15 protein-coding genes are annotated in these 14,982 nt (G+C 64.0%); 5 read left to right on the top strand and 10 right to left on the bottom strand.

What is annotated here, in order from left to right:
- Positions 1 to 185: 185 nt before the first annotated feature.
- The 9 genes from SB822_RS53190 to phnG form a co-directional block, all read right to left on the bottom strand.
- The gene (locus tag SB822_RS53190) at positions 186 to 1,301 is read right to left on the bottom strand and encodes a succinylglutamate desuccinylase/aspartoacylase family protein (protein WP_007587831.1); all 1,116 of its coding nucleotides are present in this window, start codon (positions 1,299 to 1,301) and stop codon (positions 186 to 188) included.
- Between the two features lie 261 nt (positions 1,302 to 1,562).
- Entirely contained in the window at positions 1,563 to 2,345 is a 783-nt protein-coding gene (locus SB822_RS53185) for an ABC transporter substrate-binding protein (RefSeq protein ID WP_007587832.1), read from the bottom strand.
- A 342-nt stretch (positions 2,346 to 2,687) separates the two neighbouring features.
- On the bottom strand, positions 2,688 to 3,821 hold the full coding sequence (locus SB822_RS53180; RefSeq protein WP_042307776.1) for an alpha-D-ribose 1-methylphosphonate 5-triphosphate diphosphatase: 1,134 nt from the start codon (positions 3,819 to 3,821) through the stop codon (positions 2,688 to 2,690).
- Between the two features lie 25 nt (positions 3,822 to 3,846).
- Entirely contained in the window at positions 3,847 to 4,602 is a 756-nt protein-coding gene (gene phnL, locus SB822_RS53175) for a phosphonate C-P lyase system protein PhnL (RefSeq protein WP_007587834.1), read from the bottom strand.
- 11 nt (positions 4,603 to 4,613) lie between these two features.
- On the bottom strand, positions 4,614 to 5,384 hold the full coding sequence (gene phnK, locus SB822_RS53170) for a phosphonate C-P lyase system protein PhnK (RefSeq protein WP_410858590.1): 771 nt from the start codon (positions 5,382 to 5,384) through the stop codon (positions 4,614 to 4,616).
- Positions 5,381 to 6,289 carry an alpha-D-ribose 1-methylphosphonate 5-phosphate C-P-lyase PhnJ gene (locus tag SB822_RS53165; protein ID WP_410858589.1) on the bottom strand — a complete coding sequence of 303 codons (909 nt, stop codon included), beginning with the start codon at positions 6,287 to 6,289 and terminating at the stop codon, positions 5,381 to 5,383. Before SB822_RS53165 ends, phnK begins: the two co-directional genes overlap by 4 nt.
- Positions 6,286 to 7,413 carry a carbon-phosphorus lyase complex subunit PhnI gene (locus SB822_RS53160; RefSeq protein WP_410858588.1) on the bottom strand — a complete coding sequence of 376 codons (1,128 nt, stop codon included), beginning with the start codon at positions 7,411 to 7,413 and terminating at the stop codon, positions 6,286 to 6,288. The genes SB822_RS53165 and SB822_RS53160 overlap by 4 nt, the downstream gene beginning before the upstream one ends.
- Positions 7,413 to 8,060 carry a phosphonate C-P lyase system protein PhnH gene (gene phnH / locus SB822_RS53155; RefSeq protein WP_410858587.1) on the bottom strand — a complete coding sequence of 216 codons (648 nt, stop codon included), beginning with the start codon at positions 8,058 to 8,060 and terminating at the stop codon, positions 7,413 to 7,415. Before phnH ends, SB822_RS53160 begins: the two co-directional genes overlap by 1 nt.
- Positions 8,060 to 8,563, bottom strand: coding sequence for a phosphonate C-P lyase system protein PhnG (phnG, locus tag SB822_RS53150; RefSeq protein ID WP_410858586.1), 504 nt, complete (start codon positions 8,561 to 8,563; stop codon positions 8,060 to 8,062). The genes phnH and phnG overlap by 1 nt, the downstream gene beginning before the upstream one ends.
- 199 nt (positions 8,564 to 8,762) lie before the next feature.
- On the opposite strand from phnG, the gene phnF reads away from it, so the two are divergent.
- The 4 genes from phnF to SB822_RS53130 all read left to right on the top strand — a co-directional run bounded on the left by phnF (position 8,763) and on the right by SB822_RS53130 (position 12,146).
- Positions 8,763 to 9,521, top strand: a complete 759-nt coding sequence (gene phnF / locus SB822_RS53145; RefSeq protein WP_007749649.1) for a phosphonate metabolism transcriptional regulator PhnF — start codon at positions 8,763 to 8,765, stop codon at positions 9,519 to 9,521.
- Positions 9,518 to 10,258: a DUF1045 domain-containing protein gene (locus SB822_RS53140; RefSeq protein ID WP_094297926.1), complete on the top strand. Its 741-nt coding sequence runs from the start codon at positions 9,518 to 9,520 to the stop codon at positions 10,256 to 10,258. Before phnF ends, SB822_RS53140 begins: the two co-directional genes overlap by 4 nt.
- Positions 10,255 to 10,854, top strand: coding sequence for a phosphonate metabolism protein/1,5-bisphosphokinase (PRPP-forming) PhnN (gene phnN / locus SB822_RS53135; protein ID WP_410858585.1), 600 nt, complete (start codon positions 10,255 to 10,257; stop codon positions 10,852 to 10,854). Before SB822_RS53140 ends, phnN begins: the two co-directional genes overlap by 4 nt.
- A 101-nt stretch (positions 10,855 to 10,955) precedes the next feature.
- Complete coding sequence (locus SB822_RS53130) at positions 10,956 to 12,146, top strand: M20 aminoacylase family protein (RefSeq protein WP_410858584.1); 1,191 nt, start codon at positions 10,956 to 10,958, stop codon at positions 12,144 to 12,146.
- A gap of 47 nt (positions 12,147 to 12,193) precedes the next feature.
- Here the strand turns inward: SB822_RS53130 and SB822_RS53125 are convergent, their stop codons facing one another.
- Entirely contained in the window at positions 12,194 to 13,018 is an 825-nt protein-coding gene (locus SB822_RS53125) for an IclR family transcriptional regulator (protein WP_094297925.1), read from the bottom strand.
- 407 nt (positions 13,019 to 13,425) lie between these two features.
- On the opposite strand from SB822_RS53125, the gene pcaF reads away from it, so the two are divergent.
- Positions 13,426 to 14,628 carry a 3-oxoadipyl-CoA thiolase gene (gene pcaF / locus SB822_RS53120; RefSeq protein WP_410858583.1) on the top strand — a complete coding sequence of 401 codons (1,203 nt, stop codon included), beginning with the start codon at positions 13,426 to 13,428 and terminating at the stop codon, positions 14,626 to 14,628.
- Positions 14,629 to 14,982 lie beyond the last annotated feature (354 nt).

Raw genomic sequence — 14,982 nt, 5'->3', positions numbered from 1 at the left:
AACAGGGGTGCCGTCACTACCGTTGCGCGTAAACGTCAGATCGGCGCGCGGTACACCGATTTATGCAACAACGCCGTCCGTCACGAAACAAACGCCGATATGCATCGGGCTGGGGCCAAAAAAATCGCCCGCATAAAGCGGGCGATTTCATTCAATGCGAGGCGGCGTGCGAGCCGCAATCGGCGTCAGGCCGACAGCAACTGCCCTTTCCGGAAGGCCTTCGCGCCCGCAATCCGCACGATCTCCATGCCCGCCTGCGCGAAGCGCGACAGATGGCGCGCATACATCACACCCGCCACCGTCGACTTCAACGTAATGACCTGATCGGTCAGCGGATCGATGATATCGGCGATGGGCTCGCCGGCGTCGATCCACTTGCCCACTTCCTGGCGATACACGACGACGCCGCTCACGGGAGTCACGATCGGCTCGGTGCCGGCGAGCGGCGTCGCGGCGAATTCGAGCGGCGGCATCGGCGCGGCTTCGCCGGCAATCATGCCGCGATGCGTCAGATATTCGACGATGCCTTGCGCGTCGTGCTCGGCGAATTCATACGACACGTCGCGCTGGCTGCGCAGTTCGACCGTCACCGAGATCGAGCCATTCGGAATCGGAAAACGGTCGCCGACGCGCGTGCGCAATTCCGACCAGCAGAAGCTGTGAATCTCGTCGAACGGATTGCCGACGGAATCCACCGCGAGCAGCGAAGCCTTCGAATCCAGGTAGCGCGCAAGCGGCTCGACGTCGGGCCACAGGTCCGGGTTCGTATACAGATGCAGCGCCGCTTCCCAGTCGCAATGTAGATCGAGCACGACGTCCGCGTCGTACGACAGCAGTTGCAACCCGAGGCGCTGCGATTCGACTTCGGTGCGCGGCGTTTGCGCGTCGAGCGCTTCGCGCATGGCCTGGCGGATGATCGTGCGGTTCTGGTCGGCGTCCGTCGTCAGACGGCCTTCGATCACCGGCTCGATCAGGTCGAACAGGTTATAGAAATTGCGGTTGAAATTCTGCGCGGTGTTGGTTTCGAAGCGGCCGGCGAGCAGGCCGAGCACATGCTGGTTCAGGCCGATCGGATTCGCGACAGGCACGATCACGACTTCGCCACGCAGCTTGCCAGCGGCTTCGAGCGCTTCGAGCTTGCGGCGCAACGCCCACGACACCAGCATGCCGGGCAGTTCGTCAGCGTGCAGCGATGACTGGATGTAGACCTTCTGTCCGCCGCTCGGACCGTAGTGGAAGCTCGTCAGGCTGCGAGCGGTGCCGAGGGTCGGGGAAATCAGCGGATGATTGAGGGTTTGCATGATTGGTGTGGCGCCGCCGGCGACGCGCGGGCGCCCTATAGTTGCAGAGATGTGACTTCGGGTTGACTGCTGAAAACGGTGGCGCGCACAACGGCTGCGCCGTGAATCGTTCGATCTTAGCCCATTTGCGCAGCGCGGGCGACGCTGTGCCGCCGCATGGACTCGCCCGCATCGGCGTCAAAACAAAACGGGCTCCGAATGGAGCCCGTCTGCATACCGGCGCGTCGCGCGGGTGAACCGCGCTACGCACTGCCGTGTCGATCAGCCGCCGTACACGTCGAAGGTGAAGTACTTCTTCTCGATCTTCTTGTACGTGCCGTCCTTGATGATCTCGGCGATCGCCTTGTCGACGGCCGCCTTCAGGTCGGTGTCTTCCTTGCGCATGCCGATGCCAGCGCCTTCGCCGAGGATCTTCTTGTCTTCGAGATCCTTGCCGACGAACTGGAAGCCCGCGCCGCGCGGCGTCTTCAGGAAGCCGATTTCAGCCTGCACAGCGTCTTGCAGCGCTGCGTCCAGACGGCCCGAGATCAGGTCGGCATAGACCTGGTCCTGGTTCTGGTACGGCACGACCTTCGCGCCCTTCGGTTCCCAGTAGGTCTTCGCGTACGTTTCCTGGATCGTGCCCTGTTCGACGCCGACCGTCTTGCCCGACAGCGATTCCGCCGTCGGCAGGATGTTCGAGCCCTTCTTGGCGACGAGGCGCGTCGGCGTGTTGAACAGCTTCGACGAGAAAGCGATCTGTTCAGCGCGTTGCGGCGTCATCGACATCGACGACAGCACGCCGTCGAACTTCTTCGCCTTCAGTGCGGGGATCATGCCGTCGAAGTCGTTTTCGACCCACACGCACTTTGCCTTCAGGCGCGTGCAGATTTCATTGCCAAGGTCGATATCGAAGCCGACCAGCTTGCCGTCGGAACCCTTCGATTCGAACGGCGGATAGCTGGCGTCGACGCCGAAGCGGATGGTGGTCCAGTCTTTGGCGTGTGCGCCGATCGATACGGTGGCGAGCAGGGCAACCGTCAAAGCCGCAAGCAGTTTCTTCACTGATGTACTCCCGGGAGTGGTTCAAAGTGTCCCGCATGCGGTTGTGCCGCTGCGCGACGTTGCCCGGCCGTTGTGCCGGGCTTGTCTATATTGGCCGCTGGCTCGGCAGCCAGCAACGCGCGCCAAGCTTAACAAATCAAAATATTTGCGGTGCTAGTGAAACACCGGATGGCACAGGAGTATTGCCTCTAAGTGGCATTTTTATGATATGGGGCAGGAAGGGGGCGGTGAAAGCAAAACGAAGGCAAGCGGGGTGGAGAAACAGGCGTTTGCCGCTTATGCGGCAGTGCGACAAACGCTTTTGGTTCAAGAGCTTAGATCAGCGGCGGACACAATTCGCGGTCAAACGATCCGCTCGCCGCCGCGATATGTCGCGCGCGGCACCGGCAATGCGTCGAGCATCGTGACGCGCACGAAGTCGGCGCGCAGCCCGGTCTCGATCGCGCCGCGGTCGTGCAGTCCCGCCGTGCGCGCCGGTTCCGCCGACACGGTGGCCATCGCGCGAGGCAAGCTCCAGCCGGCTTTCTCGACGAGTTCGAACGCGGCCGTCAGCAGGCTGGACGGCACGTAATCGGACGACAGGATGTCGAGCAGATTCGCCTTGGCCAGTTCCAGCGCCGACACGTTGCCCGAGTGCGAGCCGCCACGCACGATGTTCGGCGCCCCCATGATCGTTGCGATGCCGTGGCGGTGCGCGGCTTCGGCGGCGATGCGCGTGGTCGGGAATTCGGCGAGCACGATGCCTTCTTCGGCGGCCTGCTGCACGTGCTCGACGAGCGTGTCGTCGTGGCTCGCGACGGGGACGCCCAGCGCCTTGCAGCGCTCGACGATCTGGCGGCGGTGCTCGTCCGCGAAACGCTGCTGTTCGTCTTCGAGCTCGACGAGCGTCGCGGCCATGTGCTCGTCCGTCATCTTGCCGTGGCGCTCCTGGAAGCGGCGCCATTGCTCGCGGTCGTGCCACTGGCGCTGGCCCGGCGTGTGATCCATCACCGACGCGAGACGCAGCAGCGGATGGTCCTTCAGCGTATCGAAGAGTTCGACCACATCGGCTGTTGCGATTTCGCAGCGCAGATGCAGGAAGTGCTCGGCGCGCAGCAGCTTGCGCTCGGAGAAGCGCTGCAGCGCTTCGGCGCAGCGCGTTTGCGTGTCGGCGCGGCGCAAGCCGACGTTCGAGCGCGAGCCGATCGCGAGCGCGTCGAACACGGTCGTGATCCCGGCTGCGGCAACCTGCGCATCGTGAATCACGAATGCGGCATCCGTATTCCATTCGACGCCCGGCCGTGGCAACAGATGCTTCTCCAGATTGTCCGTGTGCAGCTCGATGAGGCCCGGCAGCAGATAGTCGCCTTCCCAGTCCTGCGCGCCCGCCGCCGACGTCGTGCCGCGCGCGACGTCGCGAATCACGCCGTCCTCGACGCGCACGACGCCTGTGAATACTTCGTCCCGCGTGACGACGCGGGCGTTCTTGATCAGCATGTCGATGCTCCGTATCGGATCGATATCAGTGTAATGCCGTTGCGTGACGCAGCGGTGGCGTCAATTCCAGCCTGCGTGTGGCGACTTTCGCGCGCGTGTCTTCATCGTGGAAGATGCCGACGATCGCCGCGCCGCGCTCGCGCGCTTCGACGATCAGATCAGCGACGATATCGCGGTTCTCTGCATCGAGCGAGGCGGTCGGCTCATCCAGCAGCAACACGGGATGCCCGGCGATCAAACCGCGCGCGATGTTCACGCGCTGCTGCTCGCCGCCCGAAAACGTCGCGGGCGCGAGCGGCCACAAGCGCTCGGGCACGTTGAGCCGCGCGAGCAACGCGGCGGCGCGCGCATGCGCTTCGTCCGCGTCGACGCCGCGCGAGACGAGCGGCTCGGCGACGAGATCGAGCGTGCTCACGCGCGGAATCACGCGCAGAAACTGGCTCACGTAGCCGACCACGCCGCGCCGCAAATGCAGCACGTCGCGCGGTTCGGCGCCCGTAATCGGCAGATGTTTGGCTTGCTGTGCTTCGTCGCGAAGCGCGATCGTGCCCGTGCTCGCCAGATAGTTGCCGTACAGGCAGCGCAAGAACGTGCTCTTGCCCGCGCCCGACGGACCGACCAGCACGACGCACTCGCCGCGTTCGACGTCGAGCGATACGCCCGCGAGCGCGTCGATCTGCACGCCGCCCTGGCCGTGCAGCGTGAAGGTCTTGCCGATACCGACCGCGCGCAGCATCAGCGCGTCGTTGTCGATGAACGATGTTTCGATTGACGTTGTCATCGCGTGAGACCTCAAACGGGAAGAACGGAGGAAACCAGCGTCTGCGTGTACGGATGCTGCGGATCGTCGAGCACCTGATCGGTGAGACCCGCTTCGACCACTTCGCCGCCTTGCATCACCATCAGCCGGTGCGCGAGCAGACGCGCGACGCCGATATCGTGCGTGACGATCAGCACGGACAGATGCAGCGTCGACGTCAACGTGCGCAACAGATCGAGCACACGCGCCTGCACGGATACATCGAGACCCGCCGTGGGTTCGTCCATGAACACGAGGCGCGGACCCGTCACGAGATTGCGCGCGATCTGCAGGCGTTGCTGCATGCCGCCTGAAAACGCGGAAGGCAATTCGTCGATACGCGATGCATCGAGTTCGACGCGCGCCATCCATTGCGTTGCCGTGTCGCGAATCTTGCCGTAGTGGCGCGCGCCGACGGCCATCAACGGCTCGCCGATATTCGCGCCCGCCGACACGGCGTTGCGCAGCCCGTCACGCGGATTCTGCTGCACGAAGCCCCACTCGGTGCGCATCAAAAGACGCTTGCGCGGCTCAGACAACGCGAGCAAATCGAGCGACTCACCGTGCGCGCTTGCATAGTGCAGCGTGCCGGAATCGGCGGCATTACGCAGCGCGAGCGTGTTAAGCAGCGTCGTTTTGCCCGAACCCGATTCGCCGACGATGCAAAGCACTTCACCCGGATACAGATCGAAGCTGACGTTGCGGCAACCGTTGCGGCCGCCGTACTGTTTGGTGAGCGCGCGTGCGCTCAGAAGCGGCGTCATGCGCTTTCTCCTTCGTTCTGTTCTGCGCCTTGCTGCTCGCGCCGGTCGTGGCAATAGTCGCTATCCGAGCAGACGAACATGCGCTTGCCCGCATCGTCGACGATCATTTCGTCGAGAAAGCTTTCCGTCGATCCGCACAACGCGCACGCATGATCCCAGCGCTGCACTTCGAACGGATGGTCGTCGAAATCGAGGCTTTTTACAGGCGTGTACGGCGGAATTGCGTGGATGCGCTGTTCGCGTCCTGCGCCGAACAGTTGCAGTGCGGCGTTCATGTGCATCTTCGGATTGTCGTACTTTGGGATCGGCGACGGCGACGCGAGATAGCGTCCATTGACGATCACCGGGTAGTCGTACGTCGTCGCGATGCTGCCGTGATGCACGATGTCCTCGTACAGCTTCACGCTGATCAACCCGTAATCTGCGAGTGCGTGCAGCTTCTTGCATTCGGCCGTGCGCGGCTCCAGCCGATAGAGCGGCTCGGGCATCGGCACCTGATAGACGAGAATCTGCTTCTCCGTGAGCGGCGTTTCGGGAATGCGGTGACGCGTTTGCACGATGGTCGCTTCGCTGGTCTTGCGGGTGGTGTTGACGCCCGTAGTGCGTGCGAAGAAGCGGCGAATGTTCACTGCGTTGGTCGTTTCGTCGGAGCCCTGGTCGATCACCTTCAGCGTATCGTCGCGCCCGATGATCGACGCCGTCACCTGAATGCCGCCCGTGCCCCAGCCATACGGCAACGGCATTTCGCGCGACGCGAACGGCACCTGATAGCCAGGTACGGCCACGGCTTTCAACAGCGCGCGACGGATCATGCGCTTGGTCTGTTCGTCGAGATACGCGAAGTTGTAGCCTTCGGCGGCGCTGTCGTGCGCGGCTGTTTGCATCGTCGTGTCGGGCGCGTTCATGCCGCTTGCTCCTGCTGGTCGTTGCCTTCGCTGGTGCCGTCGTCGCGTTCTGCATGCTTGGCGCGCAACCGTCGCACGAGTTCGAGTTCGGACTGGAAGTCCACGTAATGCGGCAGCTTCAGATGTTGCACGAAGCCCGATGCCTCGACATTGTCGCTATGCGACAGCATGAATTCGACGTCCTGTGTCGGCGAGCCGATCGTTTCGCCCAGTTCTTCGGCACGCAGCGCGCGATCGACCAAAGCCATCGCCATCGCCTTGCGCTCCGAATGACCGAATGCGAGACCGTAGCCTTGCGTGAAGGTCGGCGGCACTTCGCTGCTGCCCGCGAACTGGTTGATCATCTGACATTCCGTCACGTCGATCTCGCCGATCTCGACGGCAACGCCGAGTTCATCGAGTTCCATTTCGACCGCGACGGTGCCAAAGCGGATTTCGCCCGCGAACGGATGCGAGTGCGCGTAACCGCGTTGCGTCGCGTAGCCCATCGCGAGCAGAAAGCCTTCGTCGCCGCGCGCGAGGTTTTGCAGACGCGTCGCGCGGCTGGCCGGAAACGACAACGGCTCGCGCGACAGATCGCCGGGTTCGGGCGCATCTTCCGATACGCGTTCCTGTTCGATCAAACCTTCCTTGTCGAGCAGGGAGACGACGCGCGGCATCGCTTCCTGCGCGGCGGTTTCGATGCGCTTCGTGTGCACCGCACTTTCGTCATCGCCTTCGGCCAGCAGCGTGAAATCGAGCAGACGTTGCGTGTAGTCGTACGTCGCGCCGAGCATCTGTCCGCCGGGCACATCCTTGAAAGTCGCGGAGATGCGCCGTTCGATCCGCATGTCTTCCGTATCGACGGGGTGCGTGTAGCCGAAGCGCGGCAACGTCGTGCGATACGCGCGCAACAGGAAGATCGCCTCGACGAGATCGCCCGCGGCCTGCTTGATGGCCAGCGCGGCAAGCTCTTCGTCGTAGACGGAGCCTTCCGTCATGACGCGCGCGACGGCGAGCCGCAACTGCGTGCGAATCTGCGCGACGCTCAATTCAGCGAACTGCGTGTCGCCGCGGCGCGCCTTGTCGAGCAGACGCCACGATGCTTCGATCGCGCGCTCTCCACCTTTGACGGCAACGTACATTAGTTCAGCTCCACGTGGGTTGTGCGCGGCAGGCCGATCAGCGTGTCGCCGCAGACGAGATAACAGTCGATGCCGCACGGAAAGAGCGGCGCGAGTTCTGCGCGCTCGCGCCAGAAGCGCTCCGGCAGGCCGGCGGGTGCGATCGTGTGCGTGTGTTCGATGCCGGGGCCGCGCAATACGACGGGCGAGCCTTGCGTCAATGAATCGACGCGCACGATCAGCGTCACCGATTGCTCCGGCGTTTCCGGATCGCCGAGCGCGAAGCACGACAGCGGCGGCAACGTGCTCGCGTCATGCACATAGGCGAACGCGGCGTCTTGCGGTTCGTCGACGAGCGGCGCGCCCGTGTGAAAGCGCAAGGCGGAGCCGAGCACGGCATCGGGCTGCGCGAGCCAGACGGGCGTCGAGTAGTCGCACAGCGCGAGCAGCGCGGCGAACGCGGCGAGATCGGCGCGCGCGTGCGGCAGCGTGTTGCGCGCGTCGCTGCGGGAGGCGGGCAGCACGTTGTCGATCGTGCCGGTCTTGCCCGGACGCGACAGTGCATCGAGCAGCGCGCGAAACACGGATTGCGTGTCGTGCACGGGATCGGCGAAGCCCGGCGTCAGCGTCGACAGCGCGATCTGCGGGGATTGAGCGGAAGTGTTCATCAGTCGCCTCGGACCATCGTGAAGAATTCGACGCGCGTCGATGCGGCGTCCTGTTGGCGTTGCGCGTGTTTCGCCGCGAGTTGCGAAGCAAGCGGCGTAATCAGTTGCGCCTGCAACCGTGCGTGATGCTGCGGCGTTTGCAGCAGCGCGTCTGCGATAGCAGCCAGTTCGGCGCGGCGGCGGTCGCGGCCCAGATGACAAGCGACGCCAACGGTGGTGCCTTCAGCCGATTCGTCGCGCAGACGCAGCGTCGCACGCGTCACCGTCGCTTCGCCGAGATTGAACGCGTCGCCCGTGCCGCCGATGCGCCCGCGCACCATCGCCAGCCCGATCTCGGGCGGACGCAGCCAGTCGAATGCGGGAAGCGGCAGGCCTTCCATCGCGCGGCTCAGCGCGGCTTCGAGATCGGCGCGCGCGGAGCGGGCCATGACGGCCATCCACGCGCGGCGGGCAGGGTTGGCAGAAGTGGGGGAGTCGGCTAAAGGAGGGGAGGCGGCACTCATCGGGTTTCCTGGCGGTTTCCTGGAGAGGGATTTTTTACAGCGAGTCCAGACATTTGAGCATCTATTCGTCTAAACGTCTAGACGTTTAGAGCTAAACTGTCGGTGGCTCGTGACAGAAGGCGCGGTTTCATATTTCCGCCACGGCTTGCGGACTACAATGCACAGAACGCGTATTTGAACCGAAGGGAATGACAGCACCATGACATCGAACGACGGCGCAGCGCCGGGCACGATGCTAGAGCGGGGAGCGGGCGTCGCCGTGTGGCGGCAGATCGAACAGATACTCGCGAAGGAGATTGCCGCAAGCGGCTTCGGCGACGACGGACGTCTGCCGAGCGAAGGCGAACTGGCGAAACGCTTCGACGTGAACCGCCATACGATCCGCCGCGCGATGCTGGGTCTCGCGGCCCAGGGGCTCGTCAGCGTCGAGCAGGGGCGCGGCACGTTCGTGCAGCCAGGCGCGATCGATTACACGATCGGCCGTCGCACACGCTTCACCGAAAACTTGCGTCAGCAACATCATTCGCCGGCGGGCAAGATGCTGTCGGCGGCGCGCGTGAAGGCCGATCCGACTGTCGCGAAGGCGTTGGGTCTGCGCGCGGGCGCATTCGTCTATCGCATCGAGTCGCTGCATGAAGCGGACAGCGTGCCGCTCACGTATGCGCGCAACTTCTATCCGGCCGCGCGCTTCACTGATCTGCCTGATGTGCTCGAACGCGTCGGTGGCATCACGAAGGCGATGGCCGAGTACGGCGTGACGGATTATCTGCGCAAGTGGAGCCGTATCGGCAGCGTGCTGCCCGAACCGGAAGTCGCGCGGCGTCTTGGCATCAACCGGCAACAACCGGTGTTGTGGGTTGAGAACGTCGACGTCGATACGGAAGGCACGCCGATCAAATACGGCTTCACGCACTTCGCCGCCGACCGCGTGCAACTGATGGTGGAGCACGACGTATGAGCGCGCCCATTCAGCATGCGTGGAGCGCGCAGGCGCGCTTCGCAATTTACTACGCGCCTGCGCGTGCGTCGGGCTGGTGGGATGCCGGCTCGAAATGGCTCGCGCGCGATGCTGAAAGCGATGCGTCACTCGATCCGCATGACGCACCTGCGCTGTCGCAACCGCTAGCGCAACTGACGGCATCGCCGCGCCGCTATGGCTGGCACGGCACGCTGGTCGCGCCGTTTCATCTCGCGGAGCATGTGAGCGTCGCGGATCTGCTCGAAGTATCGGAAAGCTGGGCGCAAACACAGACGCCGTTTGCATTGTCCGTCGAAGCGGCGACGCTGGGCGACTTCGTTGCGCTGCGTCCGGCCACGCCATCCGGCGACGAACAGATGCGCGCGCTCGCCGCCGATGCCTTGCGCACCTTCACGCCGCTGCGGGTCGTGCCATCCAAAGCAGATCTTGCAAGACGCATGGAAGCGCCGCTTACGGAACGCCAACGCGAATTGCTCGTCGAATGGGGATATCCGTATGTGCTCGACGAATTCCGCTTTCATATGACGGTGTCCAATTCGCTCGACAACGCCGCCGATCGCGCCGCGATAGTCGATTGGTGGCATCGCGAGGCGCAGCGTCTCGGGCCGTTGACTATCGACGGCGCAGCGATCTTCGTCGAGCCTGCGCCGGGCGAGCCGTTCATGTTGTGGCAACGGCTCGCGTTCACGGCGAAAGAAGGACAGGAGAACGCATGAAAGGCCGCTTGATCTATGTGGTCGGCCCGTCGGGAGCGGGCAAGGATTCGCTGCTGCATTTCGCGCGCGAGCATGTCGCGGGCACGTCCGTCGTGTTCGCGCATCGCTACATCACGCGCGAGACAGGGCATAACGAAAATCACATTTCGTTGACCCGCGAAGAGTTCGAGGCGCGCTCGGCGCAAGGCCTCTTTGCGCTCGAATGGTCGAGTCACGAATTGCACTACGGCATCGGCATCGAGATCGATGCGTGGCTCGCGCGAGGCTGCACGGTCGTCGTCAATGGCTCGCGCGCGTATCTGTCGCGCGCGTTGAAGCGCTATCAGCATCTCGAAGTCGTGCATATCCACGCTGCGCCGCATATCCTCGCGGCGCGTCTGTCGGCGCGCGGACGCGAAACGCACGAGCAGGTCGCGGCGCGCCTGGCGCGTCAGGCGCCGTTTGCGCTGCCCGACGGCGCGCATCTGACGCATATCGATAATTCCGGCTTGCTCGAAGAAGCAGGCCTGGCATTCGTCAACGTGCTCAAGGGCTTTGCGCGCACGCGAGATCAGAAGCATGCCGCCGAGTCGGCTTCCAGTGAAAGCGTCAAGTAAGCTGAAGGCGTCGTCGTCTTACGGGAAGAGCCACGCATTGCTATAGTCTGCGGTTTAACGCTGCGCACGAGACGCAGCGGGCAAACCCCGGAGTACACCCGATGACCGACGCCACCCGCCTCACCGAAATCACCGACCTCGAACCCGCCGCCGCCGCGCTGCGCGACATTCGCCATCACATTCACCACCATCCGGAACTCGCGTACGAAGAGGTCGCAACAGCGGCGCTCGTCGCGGAAAAGCTGGAAGCGTGGGGCTGGCAGGTGACGCGCGGGGTCGGCAAGACGGGCGTGGTCGGCACGTTGAAGGTCGGCGACGGCACGCGCAGCATCGGCCTGCGCGCGGATATGGACGCGCTGCCCATCACCGAGCAGACGGGGCTGCCGTACGCGAGCGGCACGCACGGCAAGATGCACGCATGCGGCCACGACGGCCACACGACGATGCTGCTCGGCGCCGCGCAGCATCTCGCGAAGACGCGCCGTTTTTCCGGCACCGTGCATCTGTATTTTCAGCCGGCCGAGGAAAGCGGCATCGACAGCGGCGCGAAGAAGATGATCGAAGACGGCCTGTTCGAGCGTTTTCCGTGCGACGCCGTGTTCGGTGTACACAACCATCCGGGCGCGGAGCCGGGCAAGTTCCTGTTCCGCAAGGGCGCGTTCATGGCGGCGGGCGACAAGGCGACGATCACGATCGAAGGCGTTGGTGGCCACGCGGCGCGCCCGCATCTGACCGTCGATCCCATCGTGATCGCGTCGAGCATCGTGATGGCGCTGCAGACCATCGTCGCGCGCAACGTGAACCCTTCGCAGCCCGCCGTGGTGACCGTTGGCACGATGCATTCTGGCGTGGCGAACAACGTGATTCCGTCGAGCGCGAAGCTGGAATTGAGCGTGCGCTCGTTCAGCCCGGAAGTGCGCGCGCTGTTGAAGCAGCGCATCGCCGAACTCGCGGAAACCCAGGCCGCAAGTTATGGCGGCAAGGCGCACGTCGAGTATGTCGAGGGCTATCCCGTCGTCGTGAACACGGACGCGGAAACGGAGTTCGCGATCGAGGTGGCGCGCGAACTGGTCGGCGCGGAGAACGTCGAGCCGAACGCGGACATCCTGATGGGCAGCGAGGACTTCGCGTTCATGCTCGAACAGCGGCCGGGTTCGTTCCTGCGCCTGGGCAACGGCGTCGGCGAAGACGGCTGCATGGTGCACAACCCGCACTACGATTTCAACGACCGCAATCTGCCTGTTGGCGCGGCGTACTGGGCGCGTCTCGTGGAGCGTTATCTGGGTCGTTGATCGAGTGCGTTGAACGCAGGAGCGTTGCGCGCGAGCGTCAAGCGACGTCAGCCGCGCAACGCGACCATGTCCGACACCGACTGCGCGGCTTTCTGCAGCGGCTCTAGAAACGCCTTCACCATCTGCTTCGCGGAATTGCGCTGCGCGTTTCCGCTGATGTTCATCGCGGCGATGATCTGCCCGCGCCGGTTGCGGATCGGCGCGGACAGCGAGATCAGCCCGCCCTCCAGTTCCTGATCGACGATGGACCAGCCCTGGCTGCGCACCTGCGCGATCACTTTCTTCAGCTCGTCCTTGTCGGTGATCGTGCGCGGCGTGTGCGCGACGATGGGCGACGCGTTGAGGGTCGCGTCGAGCGTCGCCGGGTCGAGCGCCGAGAGCAGCACCCGGCCCATCGACGTGCAATACGCCGGCAAGCGGCTGCCGATCGACAGATTGATCGTCATGATCTTGTGGGTCGGCACGCGCAGCACGTAGACGATCTCCGTGCGGTCGAGCACGGCCGCCGAGCAGCTTTCGTGAACTTCCGCCGACAGTTCTTCCATGAACGGCTCAGCGAGATTCCAGAACGGCATCGACGTCAGATAGGCGAAGCCGAGGTCGAGAATCTTCGGCGTCAGGCGAAACAGGCGGCCTTCCGCTTCGACATAGCCGAGCGTCTGCAGCGTCAGCAGAATGCGGCGCGCGCCCGCGCGCGTGAGACCCGTCGCCGACGCGACGTCCGTCAGCGTCTGCTCGGGCCGCTCGGCGTTGAACGCGCGAATCACCGCGAGGCCGCGCGCGAACGACTGCACGTACGAGTCGCCCGGTTTGTCCGGGGCGTCCGTCTCGTTGGCGGGAACGGCTTGTGACGCGGCGGGTACTTTGCTCATGGGACTATGTGAAATCGGTGCAAAACGTCCGGACGTCGGGACGGGCGTTCGTTAGTCTGCGGAAAGCCGTGACGATAGCGCAAGCGCCAGGATTCGCCAACTTTGCGGCGGCCGTGCTGCTGGGCGCGTGTGTAGGCGTGTCGGCCGTCCGAAAGCCCGGCGGAGCGCCCATTCCTGCCGTTTCCGCCGCACCTTATTGCCGTTTTCGACGACCCACCCTCCCGCCGGCGAGCTTGACAGTCTTTCCGCGCCCCGCCTATTATCGAACCTGAAATGTTCGATAGATGATCGTTTGTTCGAGTATAGAACAAATCTTGCTTTATCGGCACGTTTTTCTGGCGCTACCCAATGCGCCGACGCTGGCGCCTTCAACGATACGCCGGCCCCGCCATTACTGGAGACATCTCATGACGGAAGCTTTCCTGTGCGACGCGATTCGCACGCCGATTGGCCGCTACGCGGGTTCGCTGTCGTCGGTGCGCGCCGACGATCTGGGCGCCGTGCCGCTCAAGGCGCTGATGGAGCGCAACAAGGACGTCGACTGGAGCGCCGTCGCCGATGTGATCTACGGCTGCGCGAACCAGGCCGGCGAAGATAACCGCAACGTCGCGCGCATGTCGCTGCTGCTGGCGGGGCTGCCGAAAGACTTGCCGGGCTCGACGGTCAACCGGCTGTGCGGCTCGGGCATGGATGCCGTCGGCATCGCGGCGCGCGCGATCAAATCCGGCGAGGCTGGGTTGATGATCGCGGGCGGCGTCGAAAGCATGAGCCGCGCGCCGTTCGTGATGGGCAAGGCGACGAGCGCGTTCTCGCGCCAGGCTGACATCTACGACACGACGATCGGCTGGCGCTTCGTCAACCCGCTGATGAAGCAGCTGTACGGCGTCGATTCGATGCCGGAGACGGGCGAAAACGTCGCGACGGACTATAACGTCAGCCGCGCCGACCAGGACGCGTTCGCGGTGCGCAGTCAGCTGAAGGCGGCACGCGCGCAGCAGGACGGCACGCTCGCGCAGGAAATCGTCTCCGTGACGATCTCGCAGAAGAAGGGCGATGCGATTGTGGTGTCGAAGGACGAGCATCCGCGCGAGACGAGCCTCGAAGCGCTCGCGAAGCTGAAGGGCGTCGTGCGCCCGGACGGCACGGTGACGGCGGGCAACGCGTCGGGCGTCAACGATGGCGCGGCGGCCTTGCTGCTCGCCAACGCGGAGACCGCGAAGCGTTTCGGTCTGACGCCGCGCGCGCGCGTGCTCGGCATCGCGACGGCGGGCGTCGATCCGCGCGTGATGGGTATTGGTCCCGCACCTGCGACGCAAAAGCTGCTCGCGCGCCTGAACATGAACATCAACCAGTTCGACGTGATCGAGTTGAATGAGGCGTTTGCGTCGCAAGGTCTGGCTGTGCTGCGTGCGCTCGGCGTTGCCGATGATGACGCTCGCGTTAATCCGAATGGCGGTGCGATTGCGCTAGGCCATCCTCTCGGCATGAGTGGCGCGCGACTCGTGACGACGGCGATGTATCAGTTGCAACGCACGCAAGGGCGCTTCGCACTGTGCACGATGTGCATTGGTGTGGGGCAGGGGATTGCGATTGCGATTGAACGGGTTTGAGTTAGGTTTGACTCTACGTGTGTAGGCATCGCGTGACGCGCCGTTGAAGCGGTTTGTCACGCGACGCGTGAAGGCTCGTACTGTGTGCGGGCCTTTTTTTATGGTTTTTATCAGGGATTGTTTGGGGGCTCGGCTTCGGATGTATCGGCTCGCGCAGATGTTGTGCGTGGTTTGGTCGGGATGATGCGGTGGTTTGCTTGTTGTTGCGGTGGCATCCGCGTTACGGTGTTTGCCTCTGCGTCGGCATCCGCGCTATGCCTTCGTGCTTCACGCGTCGCGGGGGTGTCTGAATTTTTGTGTGCAAGGCAGCTAAAAGCCTGCCATCTGGCAGGCTCATCAATTGCATTCTACAAA

The organism is Paraburkholderia sp. SIMBA_054 (assembly GCF_046534875.1).
In the GTDB taxonomy this organism is placed as follows: domain Bacteria; phylum Pseudomonadota; class Gammaproteobacteria; order Burkholderiales; family Burkholderiaceae; genus Paraburkholderia; species Paraburkholderia hospita.
Note: the sequence above shows the minus strand (reverse complement) of the source record. Positions and strands in the feature narration are given on the sequence as shown.

Bases quoted from the DNA above. Each gene is read 5' to 3' on its own strand.
- SB822_RS53190 (WP_007587831.1), bottom strand. From the start codon at position 1,301: ATGCAAACCCTCAATCATCCGCTGATTTCCCCGACCCTCGGCACCGCT.
- SB822_RS53180 (WP_042307776.1), bottom strand. From the start codon at position 3,821: ATGCTGATCAAGAACGCCCGCGTCGTCACGCGGGACGAAGTATTCACA.
- phnL (WP_007587834.1), bottom strand. From the start codon at position 4,602: ATGACAACGTCAATCGAAACATCGTTCATCGACAACGACGCGCTGATG.
- phnK (WP_410858590.1), bottom strand. From the start codon at position 5,384: ATGACGCCGCTTCTGAGCGCACGCGCGCTCACCAAACAGTACGGCGGC.
- SB822_RS53165 (WP_410858589.1), bottom strand. From the start codon at position 6,289: ATGAACGCGCCCGACACGACGATGCAAACAGCCGCGCACGACAGCGCC.
- SB822_RS53160 (WP_410858588.1), bottom strand. From the start codon at position 7,413: ATGTACGTTGCCGTCAAAGGTGGAGAGCGCGCGATCGAAGCATCGTGG.
- phnH (WP_410858587.1), bottom strand. From the start codon at position 8,060: ATGAACACTTCCGCTCAATCCCCGCAGATCGCGCTGTCGACGCTGACG.
- phnG (WP_410858586.1), bottom strand. From the start codon at position 8,563: ATGAGTGCCGCCTCCCCTCCTTTAGCCGACTCCCCCACTTCTGCCAAC.
- phnF (WP_007749649.1), top strand. From the start codon at position 8,763: ATGACATCGAACGACGGCGCAGCGCCGGGCACGATGCTAGAGCGGGGA.
- SB822_RS53140 (WP_094297926.1), top strand. From the start codon at position 9,518: ATGAGCGCGCCCATTCAGCATGCGTGGAGCGCGCAGGCGCGCTTCGCA.
- phnN (WP_410858585.1), top strand. From the start codon at position 10,255: ATGAAAGGCCGCTTGATCTATGTGGTCGGCCCGTCGGGAGCGGGCAAG.
- SB822_RS53130 (WP_410858584.1), top strand. From the start codon at position 10,956: ATGACCGACGCCACCCGCCTCACCGAAATCACCGACCTCGAACCCGCC.
- SB822_RS53125 (WP_094297925.1), bottom strand. From the start codon at position 13,018: ATGAGCAAAGTACCCGCCGCGTCACAAGCCGTTCCCGCCAACGAGACG.
- pcaF (WP_410858583.1), top strand. From the start codon at position 13,426: ATGACGGAAGCTTTCCTGTGCGACGCGATTCGCACGCCGATTGGCCGC.